Annotated in this window: 14 protein-coding genes; 3 read left to right on the top strand and 11 right to left on the bottom strand. The window is 69.9% G+C overall.

Translation table 11 applies throughout. The features are described from left to right. Positions 1–350 precede the first annotated feature (350 nt). Both treS and WMF39_RS02055 read left to right on the top strand, forming a co-directional pair. Positions 351–3743, top strand: coding sequence for a maltose alpha-D-glucosyltransferase (treS, locus tag WMF39_RS02060; RefSeq protein ID WP_437743879.1), 3393 nt, complete (start codon positions 351–353; stop codon positions 3741–3743). Positions 3744–3759: 16 nt separating this feature from the next. Beyond that, positions 3760–4338 carry a hypothetical protein gene (locus tag WMF39_RS02055; protein ID WP_437743878.1) on the top strand — a complete coding sequence of 193 codons (579 nt, stop codon included), beginning with the start codon at positions 3760–3762 and terminating at the stop codon, positions 4336–4338. A 23-nt stretch (positions 4339–4361) separates the two neighbouring features. On the opposite strand, the gene WMF39_RS02050 is transcribed toward WMF39_RS02055, so the two are convergent. The 8 genes from WMF39_RS02050 to WMF39_RS02015 form a co-directional block, all read right to left on the bottom strand. Continuing rightward, on the bottom strand, positions 4362–5993 hold the full coding sequence (locus WMF39_RS02050; RefSeq protein WP_437743877.1) for a protein kinase domain-containing protein: 1632 nt from the start codon (positions 5991–5993) through the stop codon (positions 4362–4364). 575 nt (positions 5994–6568) lie between these two features. Continuing rightward, positions 6569–7495, bottom strand: a complete 927-nt coding sequence (locus WMF39_RS02045; RefSeq protein ID WP_437743876.1) for an alpha/beta fold hydrolase — start codon at positions 7493–7495, stop codon at positions 6569–6571. A 14-nt stretch (positions 7496–7509) separates the two neighbouring features. Next, positions 7510–7707 carry a hypothetical protein gene (locus tag WMF39_RS02040; protein ID WP_044963725.1) on the bottom strand — a complete coding sequence of 66 codons (198 nt, stop codon included), beginning with the start codon at positions 7705–7707 and terminating at the stop codon, positions 7510–7512. Positions 7708–8214: 507 nt separating this feature from the next. Continuing rightward, positions 8215–9861, bottom strand: a complete 1647-nt coding sequence (locus WMF39_RS02035; RefSeq protein ID WP_437743875.1) for a fumarate hydratase — start codon at positions 9859–9861, stop codon at positions 8215–8217. Positions 9862–9986: 125 nt separating this feature from the next. Beyond that, positions 9987–10760: a thioesterase II family protein gene (locus tag WMF39_RS02030; protein ID WP_437747938.1), complete on the bottom strand. Its 774-nt coding sequence runs from the start codon at positions 10758–10760 to the stop codon at positions 9987–9989. 42 nt (positions 10761–10802) lie between these two features. Next, positions 10803–11753, bottom strand: coding sequence for a hypothetical protein (locus WMF39_RS02025; RefSeq protein ID WP_437743874.1), 951 nt, complete (start codon positions 11751–11753; stop codon positions 10803–10805). Between the two features lie 177 nt (positions 11754–11930). Next, on the bottom strand, positions 11931–12935 hold the full coding sequence (locus WMF39_RS02020; RefSeq protein WP_437743873.1) for a PEGA domain-containing protein: 1005 nt from the start codon (positions 12933–12935) through the stop codon (positions 11931–11933). After that, positions 12932–14626, bottom strand: a complete 1695-nt coding sequence (locus tag WMF39_RS02015) for a serine/threonine protein kinase (RefSeq protein ID WP_437743872.1) — start codon at positions 14624–14626, stop codon at positions 12932–12934. The genes WMF39_RS02020 and WMF39_RS02015 overlap by 4 nt, the downstream gene beginning before the upstream one ends. 199 nt (positions 14627–14825) lie before the next feature. Here WMF39_RS02015 and WMF39_RS02010 point away from each other — a divergent pair, with 199 nt between their 5' ends. Next, positions 14826–16322, top strand: coding sequence for a hypothetical protein (locus tag WMF39_RS02010; RefSeq protein ID WP_437743871.1), 1497 nt, complete (start codon positions 14826–14828; stop codon positions 16320–16322). A 34-nt stretch (positions 16323–16356) separates the two neighbouring features. On the opposite strand, the gene WMF39_RS02005 is transcribed toward WMF39_RS02010, so the two are convergent. From WMF39_RS02005 to WMF39_RS01995, 3 genes are all read right to left on the bottom strand, one after another. Beyond that, positions 16357–18324 carry a 4-alpha-glucanotransferase gene (locus tag WMF39_RS02005; protein ID WP_437743870.1) on the bottom strand — a complete coding sequence of 656 codons (1968 nt, stop codon included), beginning with the start codon at positions 18322–18324 and terminating at the stop codon, positions 16357–16359. Positions 18325–18436: 112 nt separating this feature from the next. Further along, entirely contained in the window at positions 18437–20308 is a 1872-nt protein-coding gene (locus tag WMF39_RS02000) for a GAF domain-containing sensor histidine kinase (RefSeq protein WP_437743869.1), read from the bottom strand. A gap of 25 nt (positions 20309–20333) precedes the next feature. Further along, positions 20334–21431 carry an FIST signal transduction protein gene (locus WMF39_RS01995; protein WP_437743868.1) on the bottom strand — a complete coding sequence of 366 codons (1098 nt, stop codon included), beginning with the start codon at positions 21429–21431 and terminating at the stop codon, positions 20334–20336. Positions 21432–21686: the final 255 nt, after the last annotated feature.

Genomic DNA, 21686 nt, shown 5'->3' with positions numbered 1-21686 from the left:
GCCGAGCTCACGAAGCAGCGATCTCGACAGCGCGCGGGGTGCAACCCGAGCGCAAACGAGCGCAACCGGATGCAAGCCGAACGCAACCGCGCCGCTTTGCGCCCCGCGCTTGGCGTGCTACCGAAGTCGGGCACGCGTGGTCTTGCAATCCCGAGTAGTTAAACTATACACGTGATCCGCGTCATCTGCGTGGGGACGGCAGTGCGCGCCCAGTGGCGGACTCCGCAGCGTGCCTTGCCTCCCTGGCCACCTCTGGCCCGGGTGGCGTGCTCACGCCGCACAGGGCCCGAGCCGCTGCATCCTGTGCGCCCGGCGTCGTCGCGCGGACAACGCGCATCGCCGGAGCAGCCATGAGCCAGGATCAAAAGCCCCCTCCCGCCGAAGGCAGCGCCCTCTGGTACAAGGACGCGATCATCTACGAGGTCCATGTCCGCGCGTTCAGCGACTCGAACGCGGACGGCATCGGCGACTTCGAGGGGCTCGTCGACAAGCTCGATTACCTCCAAGATCTCGGCGTCACCGCGATCTGGCTCCTGCCCTTCTACCCCTCGCCGCTGCGCGACGGCGGATACGACATCGCGGACTACGCCAACATCAACCCGTCTTACGGGACCCGGCGCGAGTTCGCCCGCCTCCTGCGCGAGGCGCACCGCCGCGACATCCGCGTCATCACCGAGCTCGTCCTGAACCACACCTCGAACGAGCATGAGTGGTTCCAGCGGGCGCGGACCTCGCCCAAGGGCTCGCGCTGGCGCGATTTCTACGTGTGGAGCGACACGCCGCACCGCTACAAGGACGCCCGGATCATCTTCAAGGACTTCGAGACATCGAACTGGGCCTGGGATCCGGTCGCCAACGCCTATTACTGGCACCGCTTCTACTCCCACCAGCCCGACCTCAACTTCGAGAACCCGGACGTCCACGCCGCCGTCTTCAAGGTGGTCGACTTCTGGCTGGAGATGGGCGTCGACGGGCTCCGGCTCGACGCCGTGCCGTACCTCTACGAGCGCGAAGGGACGAACTGCGAGAACCTGCCGGAGACGCACGAGTTCTTGCGGAAGCTCCGGCGCCACATCGACGCGAACTTCGCCGATCGCATGCTCCTCGCGGAGGCCAACCAGTGGCCCGCCGACGCCGCGGCGTACTTCGGGAGCGGCGACGAGTGCCACATGAACTTCCACTTCCCGCTCATGCCCAGGATGTTCATGGCGGTCGAGCTCGAGGACAGCTTCCCGATTGTCAACATCCTGAAGCAGACGCCCGTTGTCCACGAGACCTGCCAGTGGGCGACGTTCCTCCGGAACCACGACGAGCTGACGCTCGAGATGGTGACCGACGAGGACCGGGACTACATGTACCGCGTCTACGCGCAGGAGCACACGGCGCGCATCAACCTGGGCATCCGCCGGCGGCTCGCCCCGCTCATGAAGACGCGGCGCAGGATCGAGCTGATGAACGCGCTGCTCTTCTCGCTGCCGGGGACCCCCGTCCTCTACTACGGCGACGAGATCGGGATGGGCGACAACATCTATCTCGGCGATCGCGACGGGGTGCGCACGCCGATGCAGTGGAGCGCCGATCGGAACGCCGGATTCTCCAGGGCGAACCCGCAGAAGCTCTATCTGCCGATCATCATCGACCCCGAGTACCACTACGAGGCGATCAACGTCGAGGCGCAGCAGCAGAACCCGGCTTCGCTCCTCTGGTGGATGAAGCGGCTCATCACCCTGCGCAAGCAGAACAAGGTGCTCGGCCGCGGGACGATCGAGTTCCTGCACCCGGACAACAGCAAGGTGCTCGCGTTCATCCGCGCGCACGCGGACGAGCGGCTGCTCATCGTCGCGAACCTCTCTCGGTACGCGCAGCACGTCGAGCTCGATCTCGCGCGCTTCGAGGGCATGGTGCCTGTCGAGCTGTTCGGCAGGAGCCGCTTCCCGGAGATCACGAGCCGCGGTTACTCCCTGTCGCTCGGTCCGCACGACTTCTTCTGGTTCGCGCTGGAGCCGGCGACGCCGGCGATCTCCGCGGGCGACGCCGAGGCGCCCGCGATCGCGACGAAGGGCTCGTGGCGGACGCTCCTCTCCCCGGAGGGGCGCAGGGTGCTCGAGCCGGCGCTCGGGAAATTCATCGCGGCGCGGCGCTGGTTCCGCGGCAAGGCGCGCACGCGGCGCGCCACGACCCTCGCGGACGTCATCCCGATCCTGCGCAGCGAGCAGACCGCGGCGGAGCACTACCTCCTGCTCGCGCGCGTCGAGTACACGGACGGCTCGCCGGAGACGTATGTCGTGCCGATCGGCTTCGCCACGGGCGACTACGCGCGGACGCTCGCGACGCGCGCGCGTCACGCGGTGATCGCGGACGTCACGATCCGCGATCCCGAGCCGGAGAGCGCGGCGGCGCCAGAGGGCGTCCTCTACGACGCGCTGGCGACCCCGGAGTTCGCCGCGCTCGTCCTCGCCGCGATCCGGGCGCAGGGGGTCGCGACGGGCTCCGTCGGCGAGCTCCACGCGCTGCCGCTCGGGACGACGCTCGAGACGCTCGGCGCCGAGAGAGAGCTCCCGGCGCGCATCTCCGAGAGCGAGCAGAGCAACACGACCATCATCTACGGCGACAAGCTCCTCCTCAAGATCTTCCGGCAGGTCGAGGAGGGCATCAACCCGGAGCTCGAGATCGGCCGGTTCCTGACGGAGCACCAGTTCCCTGCGACGGCGCGGCTCGCCGGGGCGATCGAGTACCAGGCCCGCGGTCGCGAGGCGACCACGGTGGCGATGCTCCAGGAGTACGTGCAGAGCCAGAGCGACGCGTGGACGAGCACGCTCGAGGCGCTGAACCGCTTCTTCGAGCGGGTGCTCGCCGACGAGGAGACGGCGAAGGGGGGCGCGCCGCCGATGCCGGCCGGCACGCTGGTCGACGCGTCGCGCGCGACGCCGCCGCCGCTCGTGAACCAGCTCATGGGGACCGAGATCGTGAGGATGCGGCTGCTCGGCGAGCGCACAGCGCAGCTCCACCTCACGCTCGGCAAGCACAGCAAGGACCCCGCGTTCGGGCAGCAGTCGTTCTCGACGCTGCACCAGCAGTCGATCTTCCAGTCGGCGCACGGCATGCTCTCGCGCACCTTCGCGCTGCTGAGGAAGCGCGAGCGCTCGCTCCCCGAGAACGTGCGGGAGCAGGTGTCGGCGATGCTGCCGCGCGAGGCCGAGATCAACGCGAAGCTCCAGCAGATCGTGTCGAGGAAGTTCGACATCCCCCGCATCCGGACGCACGGCGACTTCCACCTCGGCCAGGTGCTCTCGACGGGCGACGACTTCATCCTGATCGATTTCGAGGGGGAGCCGGCGAGACCGCTGAACGAGCGCCGCTACAAGCGCGGCCCGCTCCGGGACGTGGGCGGGATGCTGCGATCGTTCGACTACGCCGGCGCCTCGGCGCTCCGGGACGCTCGCCTCCGGCCCGAGGACGTCGCCGTCCTCAAGCCGTGGACCGACGCCTGGGTGACGTGGATCTCGGCGAGCTACCTCGCGGGATACATGGAGACGGTCGCGCGCGCTCAGGCGACCGCCGAGCCGCGGACCGACGAGACGGCGCCGTACGTGCCCGCGAGCGACGCGGACATGGTGCTCCTGATCGACTTCTACATGCTCGAGAAGTGCATTTACGAGGTCGGCTACGAGCTCAACAACCGGCCTGACTGGCTGGACATCCCGCTGCGCGGGCTGGAGCGTCTGATCACGCCCAGAGCATAGGAGCGCTGGTGGCGCGATGATCCGGCTGGAGCTCGCGGGCATGCATACGCGGTTGCACTCGACGTTGTGCGGCTCATGCCCGCAGGGCCCGACGGGTTGCTGCGCCAGCCCGCCGGGGGTCGAGTGGTCGGACATCGGGCGGATCGCCTCGCTCGGCGGCGTTGACTGGCTGCTCGAGCAGATGGCCGCGGGCAACCTGCGCCCGGGCCAGCGCGGCCTGCTCATCCTGCGGGTCGAGCCCCAGGGCAGCGATTGCGGAGCGCTCCCCAAGAGGTGCGCTTTCCACGGTCATGAGGGCTGCACCATCCCCCCCGAGCGGCGCGCGGCGACGTGCAACTACTATGTTTGCGATGACGCCTTCGCGCACGGAGGCGAGCCTCGCGGGGACCCTGAGGCGCTGGCCGGCCGCAAGGCGCATGACGCGCTCGTGGATCTCTACGGGAGCTGGGATCTCGAGCTCGCCGACCGCATACGCGAGCGCTGGCCCGACGGGCCTCCATGGAACCTCGATTTCCTCGACTGGCTCGGTCGAGAAGTCCGCCGCCTCGCCGCCAGGGCAGCGCCCTCCATGCGGGTCCTCCGGGCCGGCACCTGAAGTATCCCCCTCTGACCGCCGCTCTAATTTGAAGGGATTGCGCTGACGTCCTGACGCCGGAGCGCGACGGTGCGCTCGACGACGTCCGACGCGGAGAGCTGCAGGAAGATCGACACGTCGACCCAACCGGCCCTGGACACCACGACGACCTGCATCCCTTGAGGCAGCTCGACGCTGAGGGGCGTCTTGCCGAGCATGGTCCCGTTCCAGCTCACGTTCGCGTCCGCGGGCTCGCTCTTGATCGTGACCTTGGCCTTCAGCGGGCCCGGTTCGAGCGCCGTCGCAGCCGTGGACACGGCAGCAGGCTGCTCCGACGCGACGGGCTCCAGCGAGCGCTCGCGGAACATCACGAAGGCCCCCGCGGCGAGCAGCGCGACCACCCCGAGCACAGAGGCGAGATACCCACGCTGCCGCCAGGACGAGGCGCGCCCCACCGTCGCGCCCAGGCTGCCGGGATCGACGGCCGGGGGCTCGTGATGATGGTGGGCGGGGAGGCTGTGGCTTTGATCGCTGAGGAGGGGTAGACCGGCCGCGGTCGCGGAGGGCCACATCGAGCGGTTCATCCCCATGACCATCGAGGCGCGGGGGAACTCTCCGACCATCGAGGCGCGCTGGATGTCGCCCGCGACGTCCAGCGAGCTCAGGTATTCGAACTGCGCGGTGACCTGCTGGCGCACGAGCGCCCTGCTCTCCGCGAACATCTCGAGCACGTGCGCGCCGAGCTGCTCCGTGCGGACGTCCTCGCCCGAGCCCCGCAGGTAACTCTCCAGCGCGTCGCCCATCTCCTGCGCGGTGGCGAACCGTCGATCGGGATCCCGCTGGAGGGCCCTCGCCACGATCTCATCGAGCGCCGGGTCGATGTCCGGCACGACGGCGGAGAGCCGCGGGATGTCCCGCGTGAGCAGCTGGTGCATCACGGCGACGTGGTCGCCATCGAACAGCCGCCGCATCGCCAGGAGCTCCCAGAGCACGATGCCGATGGCGAAGAGATCGGCCCGCCGATCGACGTCGGCGCTCGCCATCGCCTGCTCGGGCGCGGCGTAGGCCATCTTGCCCTTGAAGGTTCCGCTCTCGGTGTGCGCCGCGTTGAGGGCCGCCTTCGCGACGCCGAAATCGACGATCTTCACAGCTCCGTCGTACGTGACGAAGATGTTGTGGGGCGAGACGTCGCGGTGCACGATGCCGAGCAGACCGCCATCGAAGTCCGCGAGCTCATGCGCGTAGTGCAACCCGCGCAGCGCCTCGACGATGATCCTGACCCACGCCCCCCGCGTGAAGCTCGCGGCGCCAGGACAGCCGCTCACCACCGCCCTCACGACGTCCTTGAGCGGCTGGCCCTCGAGGTACTCCATCACGATGAAGTACCCGCCGCTCTCGCCCCCGATCTCGTAGGTCTGAACGACGTTGGGGTGATTGAGCCGGGCCGAGAGCTTGGCCTCGTCCAGGAACATCAGGACGTAGCGCGGGTCATCCGCCATCCCGACGCGGAGACACTTCACAACAACGAGCTTGTTGAACGACCCGGGCCCGCGGGAGACGGCCAGAAACACATCCGCCATCCCACCACGACCCAATTTTGCAATCAGGCGGTATCGACCAAGCAAGCTGTTGCTCGCTTGCTGGGTCGAAGAGATGGTTTGGCCGCCTGAATTCACGACATCCCCCGCTATAAGAGCTTAATTAGCCCGTTGACCTGGAGTTTGCAAAGACTTTTACGCCTGGAAACAATCCGCGCCCCCTGTAGACGCGTGCCGCGTTGCTCCATCGCCTGACCATCCATCGTGATGTCTTGGCGCAGCGCTCCATCGCCGGATTGCTGCGCAAGGGCACCCCTCCCGGGCGGCAGATGTCATGGTCCTAACGAAATGGCGCCGATCGAACCGGTACGCACGTGACCACACCCACCGGGTGCTCCTGTCGGCACACCCGGTGTTCCGCCACCGCTCCATTGTACACCAGGTACTTCAGGAGCGGTGGAACTGGATGCGTGTCGCAGGTCGATCCTTGAGACCCCCTCGGGGTCGCGCGAAACCAGCGGAGCACAGGCCCGCTGACACCAGAAGGGGCCAGTCAGTAATGGCGCATACATGTTCGGCGTCGAGGGCGGCGGCTCCTGAGCGGACCGTACGACCTCGGCTTCCCTGCGGAGCCGGGGGGCTCCGCAGGAAATCGACGTCCGCCCTGCGCGGAGCTCCCTACAAGGCTGTCCTGGTCGTTCTGCGGAGGAGAGCTACCAAGGGTCCTGCGCCCAGAACCTGCGCACGACATCGAGCGTGGCGTCGAGCTGCTCGAAGTGCGGGAGACCCAGCGTTGGCGCGATGCGGGCGGCCTCCACGCGGGCGTTCTGCTGCGTGAGCTCGGCGAGGCGGTCGAAGCGCGAATACGGGTCACGGTCGTGGAGGACCAGCGTGGCGACGGGCAGGCGCGCATAGAGGAGCTGGAGAGCGTCGTCCGTGAACAGGGTGCCGGCGATGAACGCGAGGGGGGCCCGGTGGGCGAAAGGCTCCTTCGATGCGCGGACGGCATAGTCGACAAGGCCTGGATCCGGCGCGCCGACGAAGCTCTTCTTCAGGAACCAGCGAATGCTGGGCGGCGCAGCCAGCACGCGAAAGAGCGCCTCCGCGGCGTAGGGGACGCGCGAGACAGCCCGGAGGAGGGCGCTCGCGCCGGGAGATTCACGGCCGAGCCCCGTCGGGGAGATGAGCACGAGGCTGTGAACAATGCTCATCTCCTCGCAGGCGACGGCGGCGGCGAACTCCGAGGAGAGGGAGAGCGCGATGACGTCGGCGCCGCCCGGCGCGCGGACCACGTCCGTGAGGAAGCGGCGCAGCGCGGTGCGGTAGAGCTCGCGATCGTACACGCGGTCCGCTCGCTCCGAGAGGCCGAAGCCGGGAAGATCGAGCGCGTAGACCGGCCGCTCGCCGCGGAGCGCATCGAACAGGGGCGCCATCTCCCTGGACGAGGCGGCCGCGTCGACCCCGTGCACGAGCACCACGGGGCGCCCCGCAGCGCGGGCGTCCACGTAATAGGCGAGGCGCCCCGCGCTCCACGTGTCGACGTGCCGCACCTCCGCGTCGAGCGCAGGGGCGAGGGGCGCGCGCTCCGCGGGGCGGAGCGCGCTCGGCACGAGCCGATCGACGAGCCCATCGAGGCTCATCGCGCGTGCGCTCGTCACGTCTCCCCCGGCGGCAGCATCCCCTCGTTATCCGCGCGCTCGAGGTCGGCGATGCTCGGATTCCTCGGCGCCGGACGCGACTTGACGCCGCCGTCGCCGGGCCTCGCCTCCTGGCCCGCGTCGCTGCGCTTCTCGCGCTCTCGACGCTCTGCTTGACCAGCGATCTCCTGCGCTGCGCGCACCAGCCGGTCCAAACGATCTACCTCCAGCTGATGGCGAGATCCATCGGGACCACCGTGCCGATCCTCGAAACGGTGGTGCCCAGCGTCAGCGCGGCCATGAGACACCGTGCGATCAGGTCGAACTGTCATGCTCCGCTCCTTCCGCACGAGGTCAAAGCACGGACCGTGCCCCCGCGGGCCGCGGCCCCAGCAGCGCTCGTCGAGCCAACACCGGGCTGAACAGGCGCCAAGACGCCTCGAATGTGACCATTTGCCTCGGTCACCCTCGTCGATCCGGGTGACGGCAGCAGGGAAAGCCGGTGTCGAGCCGTATCACGAACGGATGGAATCGGGTCCTCGACGCCGATCCGGAGGGGACATGGTCGCCAGTCAACCTCGCTTTCGCTCCACCGCCGACGCGGACGCGGAGTTTGCGCGGGTCCTGGAAGGTCTGGCACGGTTGGAGAGGGCGGCCGGCGCCGCCGCCCCGGCGCTGGAGGCGGAGGGGAGCTGCCCGGCCGCGATTCCGGGCTCCGGACGTCAGCCGGCGACTTCGAGCTTCCGGCCGGCCGGCTTGTTGATGTCGGCGAAGAAGTCGTTGCCCTTGTCGTCCACCACGATGAAGGCGGGGAAATCCTCGACCTCGATCTTCCAGACCGCTTCCATGCCGAGCTCGGGGTACTCGAGCACCTCGACCTTCTTGATGCAGTCCTTCGCGAGGCGCGCGGCCGGACCGCCGATCGAGCCCAGGTAGAAGCCGCCGTGCTTCTTGCACGCCGCGGTGACGGCGGGCGAGCGGTTGCCCTTCGCGAGCATGACGTAGCTGCCGCCGTTCGCCTGGAAGAGGTCGACGTACGCGTCCATCCGGCCGGCCGTGGTGGGGCCGAACGAGCCGGAGGCGTAGCCCGCGGGCGTCTTCGCGGGCCCGGCGTAGTAGACCATGAACTCCTGCAGGTAGCTCGGCATGCCGTCGCCGCGATCGAGGCGCTCCTTGATCTTCGCGTGCGCGATGTCTCGCGCGACGATCATCGGGCCGCTCAGCGAGAGCCGCGTGCGGATGGGGTACTTCGAGAGCTCCGCGCGGATCTCGCTCATGGGACGGCGGAGGTCGAGCTTCACGACCTCGCCCTCGAGATCCGCGTCCGTGGTGTCGGGCAGGTACTTCGCGGGATCGGCCTCGAGCTGCTCGAGGAAGATGCCCTCGCGCGTGATCTTGCCGAGCGCCTGACGATCCGCAGAGCACGAGACGGCGATGCCGACGGGGCACGAGGCGCCGTGGCGCGGCAGGCGGATGACCCGGACGTCGTGGCAGAAGTACTTGCCCCCGAACTGCGCCCCGATCCCCGTCCGCTGCGCGAGCTCGAGCACCTTCTGCTCGAGCTCGCGGTCGCGGAAGCCGCGCCCGCGCGCGTTGCCGTCGGCCGGGAGCGTGTCGAGGTAGCGCGCCGAGGCGAGCTTCGCGACCTTGAGCGTGTACTCGGCCGACGTGCCGCCGACGACGATGGCAAGGTGGTATGGCGGACACGCCGCGGTGCCGAGCGCGCGGATCTTCGCCTCGACGAAGGACAGCAGGCTCTCCGGGTTCAGGAGCGCCTTGGTCTCCTGGTAAAGATAGCTCTTGTTCGCGGAGCCGCCGCCCTTCGCCATGAACAGGAGCTTGTAGGCGTCGCCGTCCGTCGCGAAGATCTCGATCTGCGCAGGGAGGTTGTCGTTCGTGTTGACCTCCCGGTACATGTCGAGCGGCGCGAGCTGCGAATAGCGCAGGTTCTGCGCGCGGTAGGTCTCGAAGACGCCGCGCGCGATCGCCGCCTCGTCGCCGCCGCCCGTGAAGACGAGCTGGCCCTTCTTGCCCATGACGACGGCCGTGCCTGTGTCCTGGCACGACGGGAGCACGCCCCCCGCGGCGATGCTCGCGTTCCTGAGGAGCTCGAGGGCGACGAAGCGATCGTTCGAGGAGGCCTCGGGATCGCCGAGGATCCGCGCGAGCTGCGCGAGGTGACCGGGCCGGAGGAGGTGGGCGATGTCGCGCATCGCCTCGCGCGCGAGCAGGGTGAGCCCCTCCGGCTCGACCTTGAGGAACGTCGAGCCGGCGGCCTCGAAGGTCGAGACATGGTCGCGGCTGACGAGGCGGTACGGGGTCTCGTCATGGCCGAGGGGGAGCATGTCCTGGTACTGGAAATCGGTCATCGTTCGGGTCTCCGGGGAAGCATAGAGGCAGAGAGGCAGAGAGGCAGAGCGGCAGAGCGGCTGCGGGGTCCCTCCTTCTTTGCATGGCTCCCGCCCCGGGCTCAACACCCACCCAGCGCCGGCCGTCACGCGGGGAGCGCGCGCTCGACGTCGCCGAGGACGGCCGAGATCGACCGCAGGAGCGGCTCCCGGGCGCTCCGCAGGAAGAAGTGTCCGCCGGGGAACATCTCGACCCGGAAGGCCCCGCGCGTGTGATGGCGCCAGCCTTCGAGATCGGCGCGGCCAGCGCGCTCGTCGTCGAGGCCCCCGAACGCGGAGATCGGACACTCGAGCGGGGCCCCCGGGACGAACGGCTCGACCTCGTTGACCGCGAAATCCGCGCGCAGGACAGGCAGGAAGAGCGCCAGGAGCTCCGGGTCGCGCAGCACCTCGTCGGGCGTGCCCCCCATGCGGCGGATCCGCTCCAGAAACTCGGGCTCGGGCAGGCCGTGGAGCGGATCCGAGCCGCGAACGTGAGGCGGGCGCCGGCCCGACACGAAGAGGTGGCGCGGCAGCGGTGCTCCCCGGCGGCGGAGCTCGCGCGCGAGCTCGAAGCAGACGAGCGCGCCGAGGCTGTGGCCATACAGCGCGAACGGCTTCGTGAGCCATGGATCGAGCGCGGCGGCGAGGGCCTGGACGAGCGGCGTGAGGCGCTCGAACGGCGGCTCGCTCATGCGCGCCTCCCGGCCGGGGAGCTTGATCGCGCAGAGCTCCGTGTGCGCGGGGAGCTCGCGCCACCAGGCGCTGTAGATCGACGAGCCGCCGCCCGCATAGGGCGCACAGAAGAGTCGAAGCCGGGCAGCAGGGTTCGCCCTCGGCACGCCGACCCAGGGGTCGCGGCTCGGGCTGGAGGTCGTCATCACGGGGCGCTCAGCGTAGCTCGCCCCTCCGGCGCTCGCTCCCTACCATTTGCTGCCCAGGGCGACGCGGATGGTGGCGACCTTCCCCTGATCGAGGCCGAAGCCGAGGTCGTCGTCGAGCGCGACCAGCGCGCCGACGCGGGTGAAAGAGCCCTTCACGAGCGGCTCCCAGCCGACGAACGGCTCCGCCGCGAGCTGGGCTGAGTTGCTCGAGGAGAGAGGGAACGCCGCCTGAAGGCGCATGCCGATGCCAAAGTTCCCGAACGGGCGGAACTCGATCTCGTTTCCCTGCTCGATCACGGTCTTCGTGTCCTCCCCGTCCCGGGTCGGAAAGAAGACCTGACTCGCGAGGTCGTGGGTGAAGAACAGCACCTTGCCGACGTTGATCTCGGTCCCGACACGCGCCCGGAAGCCCCAGTGCGCGAGCAGCACGCGCTGCGCATCGAAGTAAGCCCGCGCGGGGAAGTTCGCCACCGACGCGACCTCGAGCTCCGCGCCCGGGTGCGGGTGGAGCGGGATCGTCAAGCTCATGCCGCCGAAGAGCGCGAGGATGGGAAGGGCGTTGGCAGCGTAGTGGAGGCCGAACGTGGGATTGCCGATGAAGAACTGGCTGTAACCTGCGCTGCTCGTGAACCGCCTGCCGAACAGGTCTGTCGACTGGGGGCCCGAGACGTCGCCGTAGGCGAACGGGATCTCCGCGTCGAGGTGGAGACCCGCGAAGAGCTTGTACTGGGCGGCGGCGGTGATGGCGACGCCGAGCCGCGACGACTCCTCGACGGAGGCCTCTTCGCCGCCCGCCGCCGCGATCTCCCGCTGGTAAGACGAGCTGAGGACGTCGATCTCGAAGCCGAACCGGCCCCCCTGGCTCTTCGCCCAACGCTCCTTCGTCTTGTCCGTGACGGGCTGCCGCGGCGCCGCCTCTTGCGCGAGCGCAGGCGCGGCCAGGGAGAGCATGAGGAACAGGGTCCCAAGAGACGCTTTGGTCGTGCTCACCTGGTGTCTCCCATCTCGTTCTCGACTCGCGGGCAGCGCGGGCGATTGACCACCTTGTCGCACCGTCGCCGCACGGGAGGCCCCCATGACCGCGGCGATCGCCCGGATCAATGCAGCTCCAGCGCGCTGGATGCAAGCGTTTTGACCGTCGCGACCCTGCGACGCTCTGCGTCGGTCCTAGAAAGAGCCCGCGAGCTCGAGAGACGCCGGCGCGATCATGAGCCTCACCGGAGGAGATGACGCGCGCTCTCCATCGCCGCGCTCCGGGCCTGCACCAGCGACAGTGAGGTAGATCGAGATGCCGCCGGCGAGCACGGCGGCGCCCGCGAGCAGGTCGGTGGTGAGCGCGAGCGCCTCGCTCCTCGCCCGCGCTCGCTCGACGGCGCGGGCGGCGCCGGGATACCGATCGAGCTCCGCGTCGAGGTCCCCGGAAGCGCCGAGCGCGAGGACCCCGGTGGCGGCCGCGCCCACGGCGAGCGCGCCGGTCGCGAGCCAGGGGAGCACGGGCACGCTCCGCTGCTGGCGAGGCGCGCGGTCCATCCGCAGCGCGCCCGGCGGCGCCGGAGGCGGAGCCGGCGCACCGCCCGCGCCCTCGCCGGGGTCCCGCAGGGCTCGCGCTTCCGGGAGCGCGATCTTGAGCTGAACGTGATCGCCGCCGGCCACGTCGACGACCCTCAACACGGCCGGGCGGCCCGGCGCCTCGGCGACGATGCGGCGGCGCCCGGCGCTCATCAGAAGGGGCTCAGGGAGCGGCGTCTTGCCCGCCGGCACGCCGTCCACGGAGATCTCGACGTCCGGCGCCGAGGTCGAGATCTCCACCGTCGCGACGCGGCTCCGCAGGACGGCGATGTCCCGCGCCACCTCGGCCCGCCGGCCGCCCGGGATCCGCTCGCCACCGTCGGCGAGGTACTTCTCGAAGGCGCGCAGCGCGCAGGCGTAGTCCTTGAGCTGATAACACGTACCCGCGATGTTGTAGAGCACCTGATATGCGGGCGCGAGCTCGTAGGCGCGGCGAAACTCGGTGAGCGCAGCGCCATAATCCACCTCGTTGTAGAGCTCGACGCCTCGCCGGAAGCGGGCGTCGGCCTCCTCGGTCTTGTTACCGGCAGGCTGAGCGAACGCGCCGAGCGGGGCGCTGAGCACGATCGCGGCGCAGAGGGCGAGCGCTCTCGGGGTTTTCATCGGGCGTACGGGCTCTCCAGATCGATCCCCCGCTTCGGCTTCTGCTCGGCAGACGGCGGCGCGGGCGCGCTCGACGGCGGCGCGGCGGACGCAGGCGGCGCCGTGGCGACGCCCACCGGGGGGCTCCGACCGATGGGGGCGAGTCTCCCTGGCTGCGCTTCCGGTTCGCTCTTCAACGCGAGGCTCAAGAAGAGATCGTTGCTCGCCGTGACCTTCTCTTCCTGCGCGAGGAAACCCGGCGCCTCGGCGCGGATGACGTGCGCGCGGCCATCCCTGGCGAGGCGGCCCTCGTAGGCGCCGGTCGACATCGGCGAGCCGTCGATGGAGACCTTCGCGTCGACCGGCGAGACGCGGACGACGAGGCGGATGGCCTCTTCCTGCTTCGGAGAGGGCTCCGCCGCAGGCTGCGCGGCGACCTGCGCCTTGTGGTGATCGCCCGCGGCGATCCTCCATGGCTGCGCGCGCAAGACCCCGACGCTCACGGTTCCGCCGATGGCGACGAAGGTGGCCGCGATCATGAATATCGTGCGGTTCGGGCGCGCGGGGCGCTCCTTCGCGCCGGTCATGCTGACCGAGGGCAGCATCGAGCTCCCGTCCGAGGAGGCGCTGACCGCCGCAGGCGCAGTCAAGGTCGGCGTCATCGACATCGGACCGGCGCTCAGCTTCGGCAGGTCGGGCGTCAGCGTGACCCTCGGATAGCTCCCGGTCCAGCGCACGCCGCGCAGCTGCTCCTCCACGACTTGCTTGATCCGCGCCCGGTCGTCCGCGAACTGGCCGGCCACGATCTCGCCGGCCTCCCGCGCGGACATGCCCCGGTGGCGCTCGCCGAGCCAGCGCTCGAGATCCGCCTGCAGCTCGGCCGCGGAGGCATAACGGTCCTCGAGCGCGGGCGCGAGCGCCTTCTGGCAGATCCGCTCGATCTCGGGGTCGAGCTCGACCCTGGACGCCTCTTCCGCGAGCCTCGGAACCTCTCCGATGGCGAGCCGCCCGAGGATCGCGAGGTCGTTGAAGCCCTTCCACATGCGCCTCCGGGCGATCGCCTCCCAGAGGATCACCCCCACCGAGAAGACGTCGGAGCGCCGGTCGACGCGCTCTCCGCGCGCTTGCTCCGGCGACATGTACGAGACCTTGCCCTTGAGCGTTCCGGTGCGCGTCTCCGTCAGCGAGTCGGCCGCCTTGGCGATACCGAAGTCGACCACCTTGATCACGCCATCATAGGTGACGAAGATGTTCTGCGGACTCACGTCGCGGTGGACGACGTGGATGGGTGTTCCGTCGAAATCGCGCAGGTTGTGCGCGTGATGGAGCCCGGCCAGCGCGTCGCACAGGACGCGAACCTGGAGCGGGAGCGGCACCTTGTCGTGCCCCATGCGGGAGCGAATGCTGCCGAGCGGCTGGCCGTCGAGGTACTCCATGGCGATGAAGAAGCGCGCTCCCTCGTCGCCGACCTCGTACGTCTGAACGACGTTCGGATGATTCAATCGGGCCGCGAGCCGCGCCTCGTCGAGGAACATGGCCAGGATGTCGGCGTCCTCCACGAGCTCGGGCCGCACCCGCTTCAGCACGACGAGCTTGTTGAATCCCACGGGGCCCTGGGCGACCGCGAGGCAGACGTCGGCCATACCTCCCCTGCCGATCTCGGCAATCGGGCGATATTTCCGCCAACCATTGGGATCGCTGGGAGCGCTCATTCGACCTGTGCCGGATCGATCCCCCGAGGGAGGCCAGCCCGGCCCGGAGAATGCCCGCGACCTGTTACCTCGAAGCGGCCGTCATGTGACGTTCTCGCGAATGCGATGGCCTGTCAGAGACGGTTTCGCCACGTCCCTGTCGGCCGGACAGCGCGGCCCTGCTTGACAGAGACGATTCCCTTGCCATCGGGTGATTGCAATGAACCACAAGCGCAGCCCCGTCGATTCACCACCTGCCGCCGCCCTCGCGCTGGCCATGGGCGCGCTCGCCACGAGCGCCCTCGCGTGCTCGCTCATCATCGAGCAGCGGGATGTGCAATGCACTTCCGACGCGGACTGCGCGCAGTTCGACGGCGCCATCTGCAATCGCGCGGACAGCATCTGCGTCCCCTCGTCGAGCGGCTCAGCCGGCGGCGAGGGCGATGACCCGCCAGGCGGGTGCGCGGCGGCCGACAAGCCGACCGTCGAGATCACCGGTGATATCACGGAGGATTTCACGCTCAAATGTGACAAGAACTACATCCTCAAGGGCCAGGTGAACGTCTCGGCCGGGGCGACGCTGACCATCGAGAAGGGCACGACCGTGCTCGGCGAGACGAACCCGCAGGTCCCCGCAACGCTCGTGGTGCACCCCGGATCCAAGCTCATCGCCGTGGGCACCAGGGATGAGCCCATCGTGTTCACGAGCAGCAAGGCCCCGGAGGATCGCATGGCCGGCGATTGGGGCGGCGTCCTCCTCCTCGGCAACGCGCCGACCAACCACGTGGACGCGAACGGCGCACGCACCCCGGGCCAGATCGAGGGATTGACGAACAACGGGCGATACGGGGGCATCGACGAGAACGACTCGAGCGGCACGCTCAAATACGTGCGCATCGAGTACTCCGGGGTGAAGATCGCGCCGAACAACGAGATCAACGGGCTCACCCTCGGCGGGGTCGGCAGGGGGACGATCATCGATTTCGTCCAGGTGAGGCACGTGTCCGACGACTGCTTCGAGTTCTTCGGGGGCACGGTGAACGCAAAGCACCTCGCCTGCCAGTACAGCGGCGACGATGCCTTCGACTGGGACCAGGGTTATCGCGGAAAGCTCCAGTTCCTCGTGGCGCAGCAGGACCCGAACGTCGCGGAGGAGACGAACGGGTTCGAGGGGGACAACGACCCGCTCGCGCTCACGCCGGCGCTCGAGCCTCGGAGCGAGCCGACGATCTACAACGCGACGCTCTGCGGGAAAGGCGTGGACGTGGGCAAGGAGCAGTACGGCATCCTCCTCCGGCGGTCGACGAAGGCGAACATCGCCAACACGATCGTCACGGGCTTCGAGTCGGGCCTCGACGTGCGCGACCCGGATCCCGAGCAGAACATATCGAGCTCGATCTTCTTCAATCTGGTGAATGACTTCGCCTACGCCGAGACGAGCGACGGGACAGGCATCCTCCAGGACGACGACGGCGGCTTCGATGAGATCGCGTTCCTGAGCGAGCCCGATCGGAAGAATCGGGAGGAGGACCCGGGTATCCAGGGCTGCTTCGACCCGTCCGCGCCCGTGTTCGGTCCCGCGACGTCCCTGACCAAGGACGCGGTCGTGCCGCCGGACGGGTTCTTCGACGCGAGCGCCGCGTTCATCGGGGCGTTCAAGGATGCGAGCGACACATGGGCCACCTCGGGGAAGTGGGCCGTGTGGAGCCCGAACTGAAGTATCTTCCCGGATTCTTCGGGGGAATTCTCGGCTAGCGCGGGCAGCGTTCCAGCCGCCGGGCGAGGTTCCCGCGCTCCACCGACTCCGCGCCTCCCCGCGCGCGCAGCGCGAGCGCGAGCGCGCGCGGGAGATCGAGGGCCGCGCCGCGCGCGCGCATCTCCAGATAGGACCGCTCGTAATCGCGAGGGACCCGCAGCGACCAGTTGTGGTCGCCCACCGTCCCGGGCGTGTTGTAGATCTCCTTCATCCCGAGCAGATCGGCGAAGAAGACCATCACGTTCGACGCCGGGCTGGCGAAGAGGTCGGCGAGCTTGGCCTGCGCCAGCGCGCGAGGGTCGGACGCGAGCGCGCGCGCCATCGCGCCCTCCTCGGCCGGCGAGGGCGCGAGGCGCGTCGCCAGGTACGCCGCCTGCCGCCCCAGCGCGGAGGCGCGCTCCCAGGTGTCGAGGAGCCTCCAGAGCGGCGGCGTGTCGTGGGTCCCCACCATGATCCAGTCGGCAGGCGCGGCGTTCTCGCTGCGATAGACGTCCTTCGGGTTGTCGAGATCGGCCTTCTGCGTGACCCGGAAGCGCCCCAGCCCGTGCCGATCAAGGACGGCCCCGAGCGGGAACGGGAGCGTGCTCAGGACCTCGCACACGACGTCGGAGATGGCGCGCCCGCGGGCCTCCGCGCAGCGCGCGATCGTGTCGAAAATGACGCTGTAGCGCCCGACCTGCTCCGGAGACAGCGAGGTGACCCAGCCGTCGGCATACCGGGGCACGGCGCGGTTCAGCTGCCCGGGAGAGACGATGGCGTACCGCGCGAGCAACGGGTGCTCCGGCTGGTCGGGCGACGAGAAGAGCCGCGCCCCGCCCTGGACGGCGCGGAGCGGATCGGGGGCGTCGGCCGCATAGACCCAGGGACAGACGAGCCCGTGCGGGTGATCGAGGCGCACCCCGTCGAACTCATCGAACATCTTGTCCATCCGCGCCCGGACGAGCGCGAGCCCGCCGGACGACGCATCCGCGTACTGCGCGGGATCCAGGACAGGGTAGCTCCACACCTGGCCCTCCGGGTTGGTGCGGCTCGGCGGCGCGCCCATGAGATACCCCCTGAGGAAGACCGATTGATAGGCCCAGGCATCCTGAGGCGAGTAGCCTATCTGCAGATCGCCGTAGAGCTTGAGCCCGAGATCGGCCGTCACCGAGCGGAGCGCCGCGTGCTGTTCGTGCGCGAGGAGCTGGCAGAACGCGTAGAAGCGGAGCTCGTCGCGGTACCGGTCGAGGAGCGCTCTCCTGCGCTCCCCGCACGCGACCACCTCGCCAGGGCCAGGCGCATAGAGGCGTCGGTCCAGCTCCGGCTCGCCAGACCAGCCGTGAAACCAGCCGCTCCGGTGCTCGGCGCAGAGCGGGCCGTAGAGCCCGTCCCTCTCGAGCCACGCCGCGTTCCGCCGCGTAAAGGCGTCGAGGCGGCGCTCGAGGTCGGCGAGCTCGCCGAGTTCGCCGGGCTCGCCGCGCCTCCGCCGGCCCTCGAACGACGCGTACGCCTCGCGGAGCGCGGCGCGCTGCGCGCGGTAGGCATGGCCGTGCTGCGCGCGATCCTCGCTGCCGGGAGGCCGCCCGGCGACGATCTCCCGGAGCGACTCGGGGCGGAGGAGCGCGCCAGAGGGGCCGTCCTCGACCAGCCGCGCGAGCGCGATCGACAGCGTGCTCCGCGAGAAGATGGTGCCGTCATACGGAGACGCGTTGTCGGCAGAGGTCTCCCCCTGCGGCCCCAGCTGGACGCCGTTGAAGCCGAGATCCCGCGCGAACCGGAGGAATCGGCGCCCCCCCTCGGTATTCGGGGACCCGCGCCCGATGTCCTCCGCGTCGTCCGAGGGAAAGCTCGGATCGTGGATCGCGAGCACGAGGTTGCGGATGCCCAGCAACCCGAGCGCGGCCTCGACGAGCCCCCTCTCGTCATCGCCCCATCGAGCCTGGACCGGCGCCGCATCGCCCCTGTCGTTCCCGACGTCCTTCATCGTGGCAAGGTATAGCGATGAACGGATCGGACCGCCAACGCGCAAGACGAAGAGACCCTCCTGCCTCGGTGATGTGATTACACCGCTGTACGGCAAACCCCGAATGCCGCTGTCAGGCCCCGAGGCGCGTGCCAGCCGCGACTGCCGAGGTCGCGCTCGTGGTCTCCACCATCGGCAGCGTGAAGAAGAACGTGCTGCCCTCGCCCACCTTGCTCTCGACCCAGATCCGCCCGCCGTGCACCTCGACGAGCGCCTTCGCGATCGAGAGGCCGAGCCCGGTGCCCTTGTGGGCCGTCTCCTTCGCCTGCCAGTAGCGCTCGAAGATCCGCGCCCGCTGGTCCTCCGGGATGCCCGGGCCGGTGTCCCGCACCGAGAGGCGCACCTCCCGGCCCCACGGCTCGGCCCGGATCGCGACCTCGCCGCCGGCCGACGTGAACTTGATCGCATTGCCGACGAGGTTGGCGATCACCTGCAGGATCCGCTCGCGATCGCAGAGCGCCCGATCGACGCCGAGCTCGACGCTCTGCTCGAGGCGCAGCGACTTCTCCGCCGCCTCCTCCCGCAGGAGCTCGATGGCGTCGCCGAGCAGGCCAGCGACGTCGTGGGGCACCGGCTGGATCGAGATGTGGCCGCCGTCGAGCTTCGCCAGGTCGAGCAGATCGCGGATGAGGCGGTTCATGCGATCGGCCGCCTTCTGGATGCGCTCGACGGGGCGCCGCACGTCGACCGCCTCGTCCGCGCCCGGCAGCTTCCGGCGCAGGAGGCTCGTGTTCATGACGATGGTGGCGAGCGGGCTCTTGAGATCGTGCGACACCACCGCGACGAGCTCCTCCCGGGCCCGGATCGCCCGCTGCGCGCTCTCGTACAGCCGCGCGTTGTCGATCGCCAGCGCGGCCCTGCGCCCGAGATCCTCGGCGAGCGCCCGGTCCTCCACGCCGTACATCAGATCGTCGCGGCCGGACGCGATGGTGAGCACGCCGAGCATCGTGCCGCGCGTGACGAGCGGCACGGAGATGTAACGCCGGAGGCCGAGCTCCAGGAGGAGCGCCTCGCTGGCCGACACCGGCGGCTCGCTGTCGTACGAGCCGCGCTCGCTCTCCGGGGCGAGGGGCGCGCCCGCGACCTCGCAGAGCGCCGCCTCGCCCGTCTCCAGCACGCGCGCGACGCCGGACGGGAGGACCGAGTCCATCGGCGTCTGGCCCTGCAGGAGGCGCGCGAGCTCGCTCTTCTGGGGATCGGCGTGGACGACGACCGCGCGCCGGAGCATCGCCTCGCGCTCGATGATGTCGACCATGCACCAGTCCGCGACGAACGGGACCGGCAGGCGCGCGACGCGCACCAGCGTCGCCTCGTAATTGAGCGAGCTCGAGAGCAGCCGGCTCGCCTCCGAGAGGAACGCCGCGCGCCGCTGCGCCGCCTCCGCCGCCGCGCGCCCCGCCTCCGCGGCGGCGAGGTTCCGCGCCCGCTCGCGCTCGTTCTCGATCATGCGGGCGTAGAGCAGGCGGTGCACCAGCGCCGTGCGGAAGGTCGCCGTGAGCCGGCGCATCATGCCCCGGTACCGGGGCGCGAACGGGGGCTCGCTCTCGAAGCAGAGGAGGAGGCTGGACGCGCCGCTGTCGCCCTGCCCCTCCAGCGAGAAGTGCCACGTCACGAGCCCGGGCCGCGCGAGCTCGGGGTACGGCAAGGAGAGGCCCGCGCCCCCGCCGGTGGGCTCGCCCGACGCGGCGAGCGAGCGCGGCGGGATGGGCAGCGCGCGCGAGCTCGCCGACAGGCCGGCGGCGTCGAGGAGCCGCGGCGCCCGCGGGGCCGGCTCGACGAGCACGAGCACCGCGATGCAGCTCAGGCGCTCGGCGAGCCGCTCCAGGAAGACCCCCATCGACTGGTGCGGATCGAAGAGATCGAGCGCCGCGACCGTGAGCTCCTGGAGGACGCTGAGGAGCGCCAGCCGTTCCTCCTGGATCTCGTGCTCGTCGCCGCTCGCCATGACAGGGCTCCAACCGCTCCTGCGCTCAGGCCCCCAGGGCGAGCACGACAGCGGTCTTGTTGTGAAACTGCGGTACCCCTCGGCCCAGCGTACCGACTTCTCCAAAGGTCAGACATCCCATCACCGGGACGCTCTCGCCGAGCTCGCTCTCGAAGGTGGTCAGCTCGTCGCGCACCGTGTCGCCGAGCATCATGCACCGCGAGATGCAGTCGAACACGAACGCGCCGGCGATGGGCCCAGCCACCGCTTCGCGCGCCGTGGTCGCGGCCTCGCGCGCGGCGCCGACGAGGCCGATGGGGTCGCCCTCCATGACGCGGATGAGGCACCCGTCCGGGACCTCGCCGACGCAGTAGAGCCCTCCCGGCGAGACGACGCGCAGCGGGTCGCGGATGACGTGCTCGCCGTCGGCCTGCGGGATGCCGAGCGGGTGGGTCATGGCGAACGTGGCGAAGCCGTCGATGTTCACCTGATCCCCCCTCGCCCGCGCGGTGCGCTGGTAAACCGAGAAGGCGCCCTCGTACTCGAGCTCGGCGAGGACCGTGCCCTCGGCGCGGGTGACCATCGTGGGCGGGCCATACGGCCGGAAGCCGTGGCGGATGCCCGTCGCCATGCGCGCCGGCGAGTCGATCGCGACCACGACCACGCTGTCCGAGTAGGCGCTGCCGCCCGCGAACTGCGCGGTGCGCACGAAGCGGAGGTTGTCGCCCGCGCCGCCGCCGGCCCAGACGACGCCCGTCCCACCGACCTCGACCGCGCCGCGCACCACGTCGGCGGCGTTGCCCGTGACCGCGTCCGGCAGCACGATGAGCGCGCGGCTCCACCCGGGAGCGACGGACGACGGAAACTTCTCGAGGGCGCGCGAGGCGGCGAGCACGCCGGCGCGCCGCCCGTCCTGGCTCACCGGCTGCGCGACCCCGACGCCGACACGCACGGTCTCCGAGGCGACAAGCCCCACCACGAGCCCTTGCCGGAGCAGCCGGCTGCCGGCGAAGACCCCTGCAGTGCAGCACCCCGCCCAGGGGACGCCCGGCAGCTGGCTCGTCACGGCCGCGGCGAGCGCGTCCGCGTCGTACTGGTCCGTCGATAAGACGAGGGCGAATGCCGGTCGCGCCACATGCTCCATGCGGGAAGACCCGCGGAGCGCCGTCGCCACGGCCTCTGAAGCAGCCTCTCTCGGATCCGCCGCGGAGCTCGCCCCGACAAATACCTGTGTCGCCATGTTCCCTCCCCCCCTCGGAATTTCGGCACTCGCGTTATACTGGAGATTCATCCGATCGTCACGGCGGGTGATTGTCACGTGATGTCATCCGTACAGGGCGCTCCCGTTCGTCGAGCGACTCACGATTTTCCCGGCGCGACGCTCCTTGCCGAAGAGCCA

Source organism: Sorangium sp. So ce1504 (assembly GCF_051521635.1).
GTDB lineage: Bacteria > Myxococcota_A > Polyangia > Polyangiales > Polyangiaceae > Sorangium > Sorangium cellulosum_B.
The sequence above is the reverse complement of the archived record's forward strand: the minus strand, read 5'-3'. Positions and strand labels throughout refer to the sequence as shown.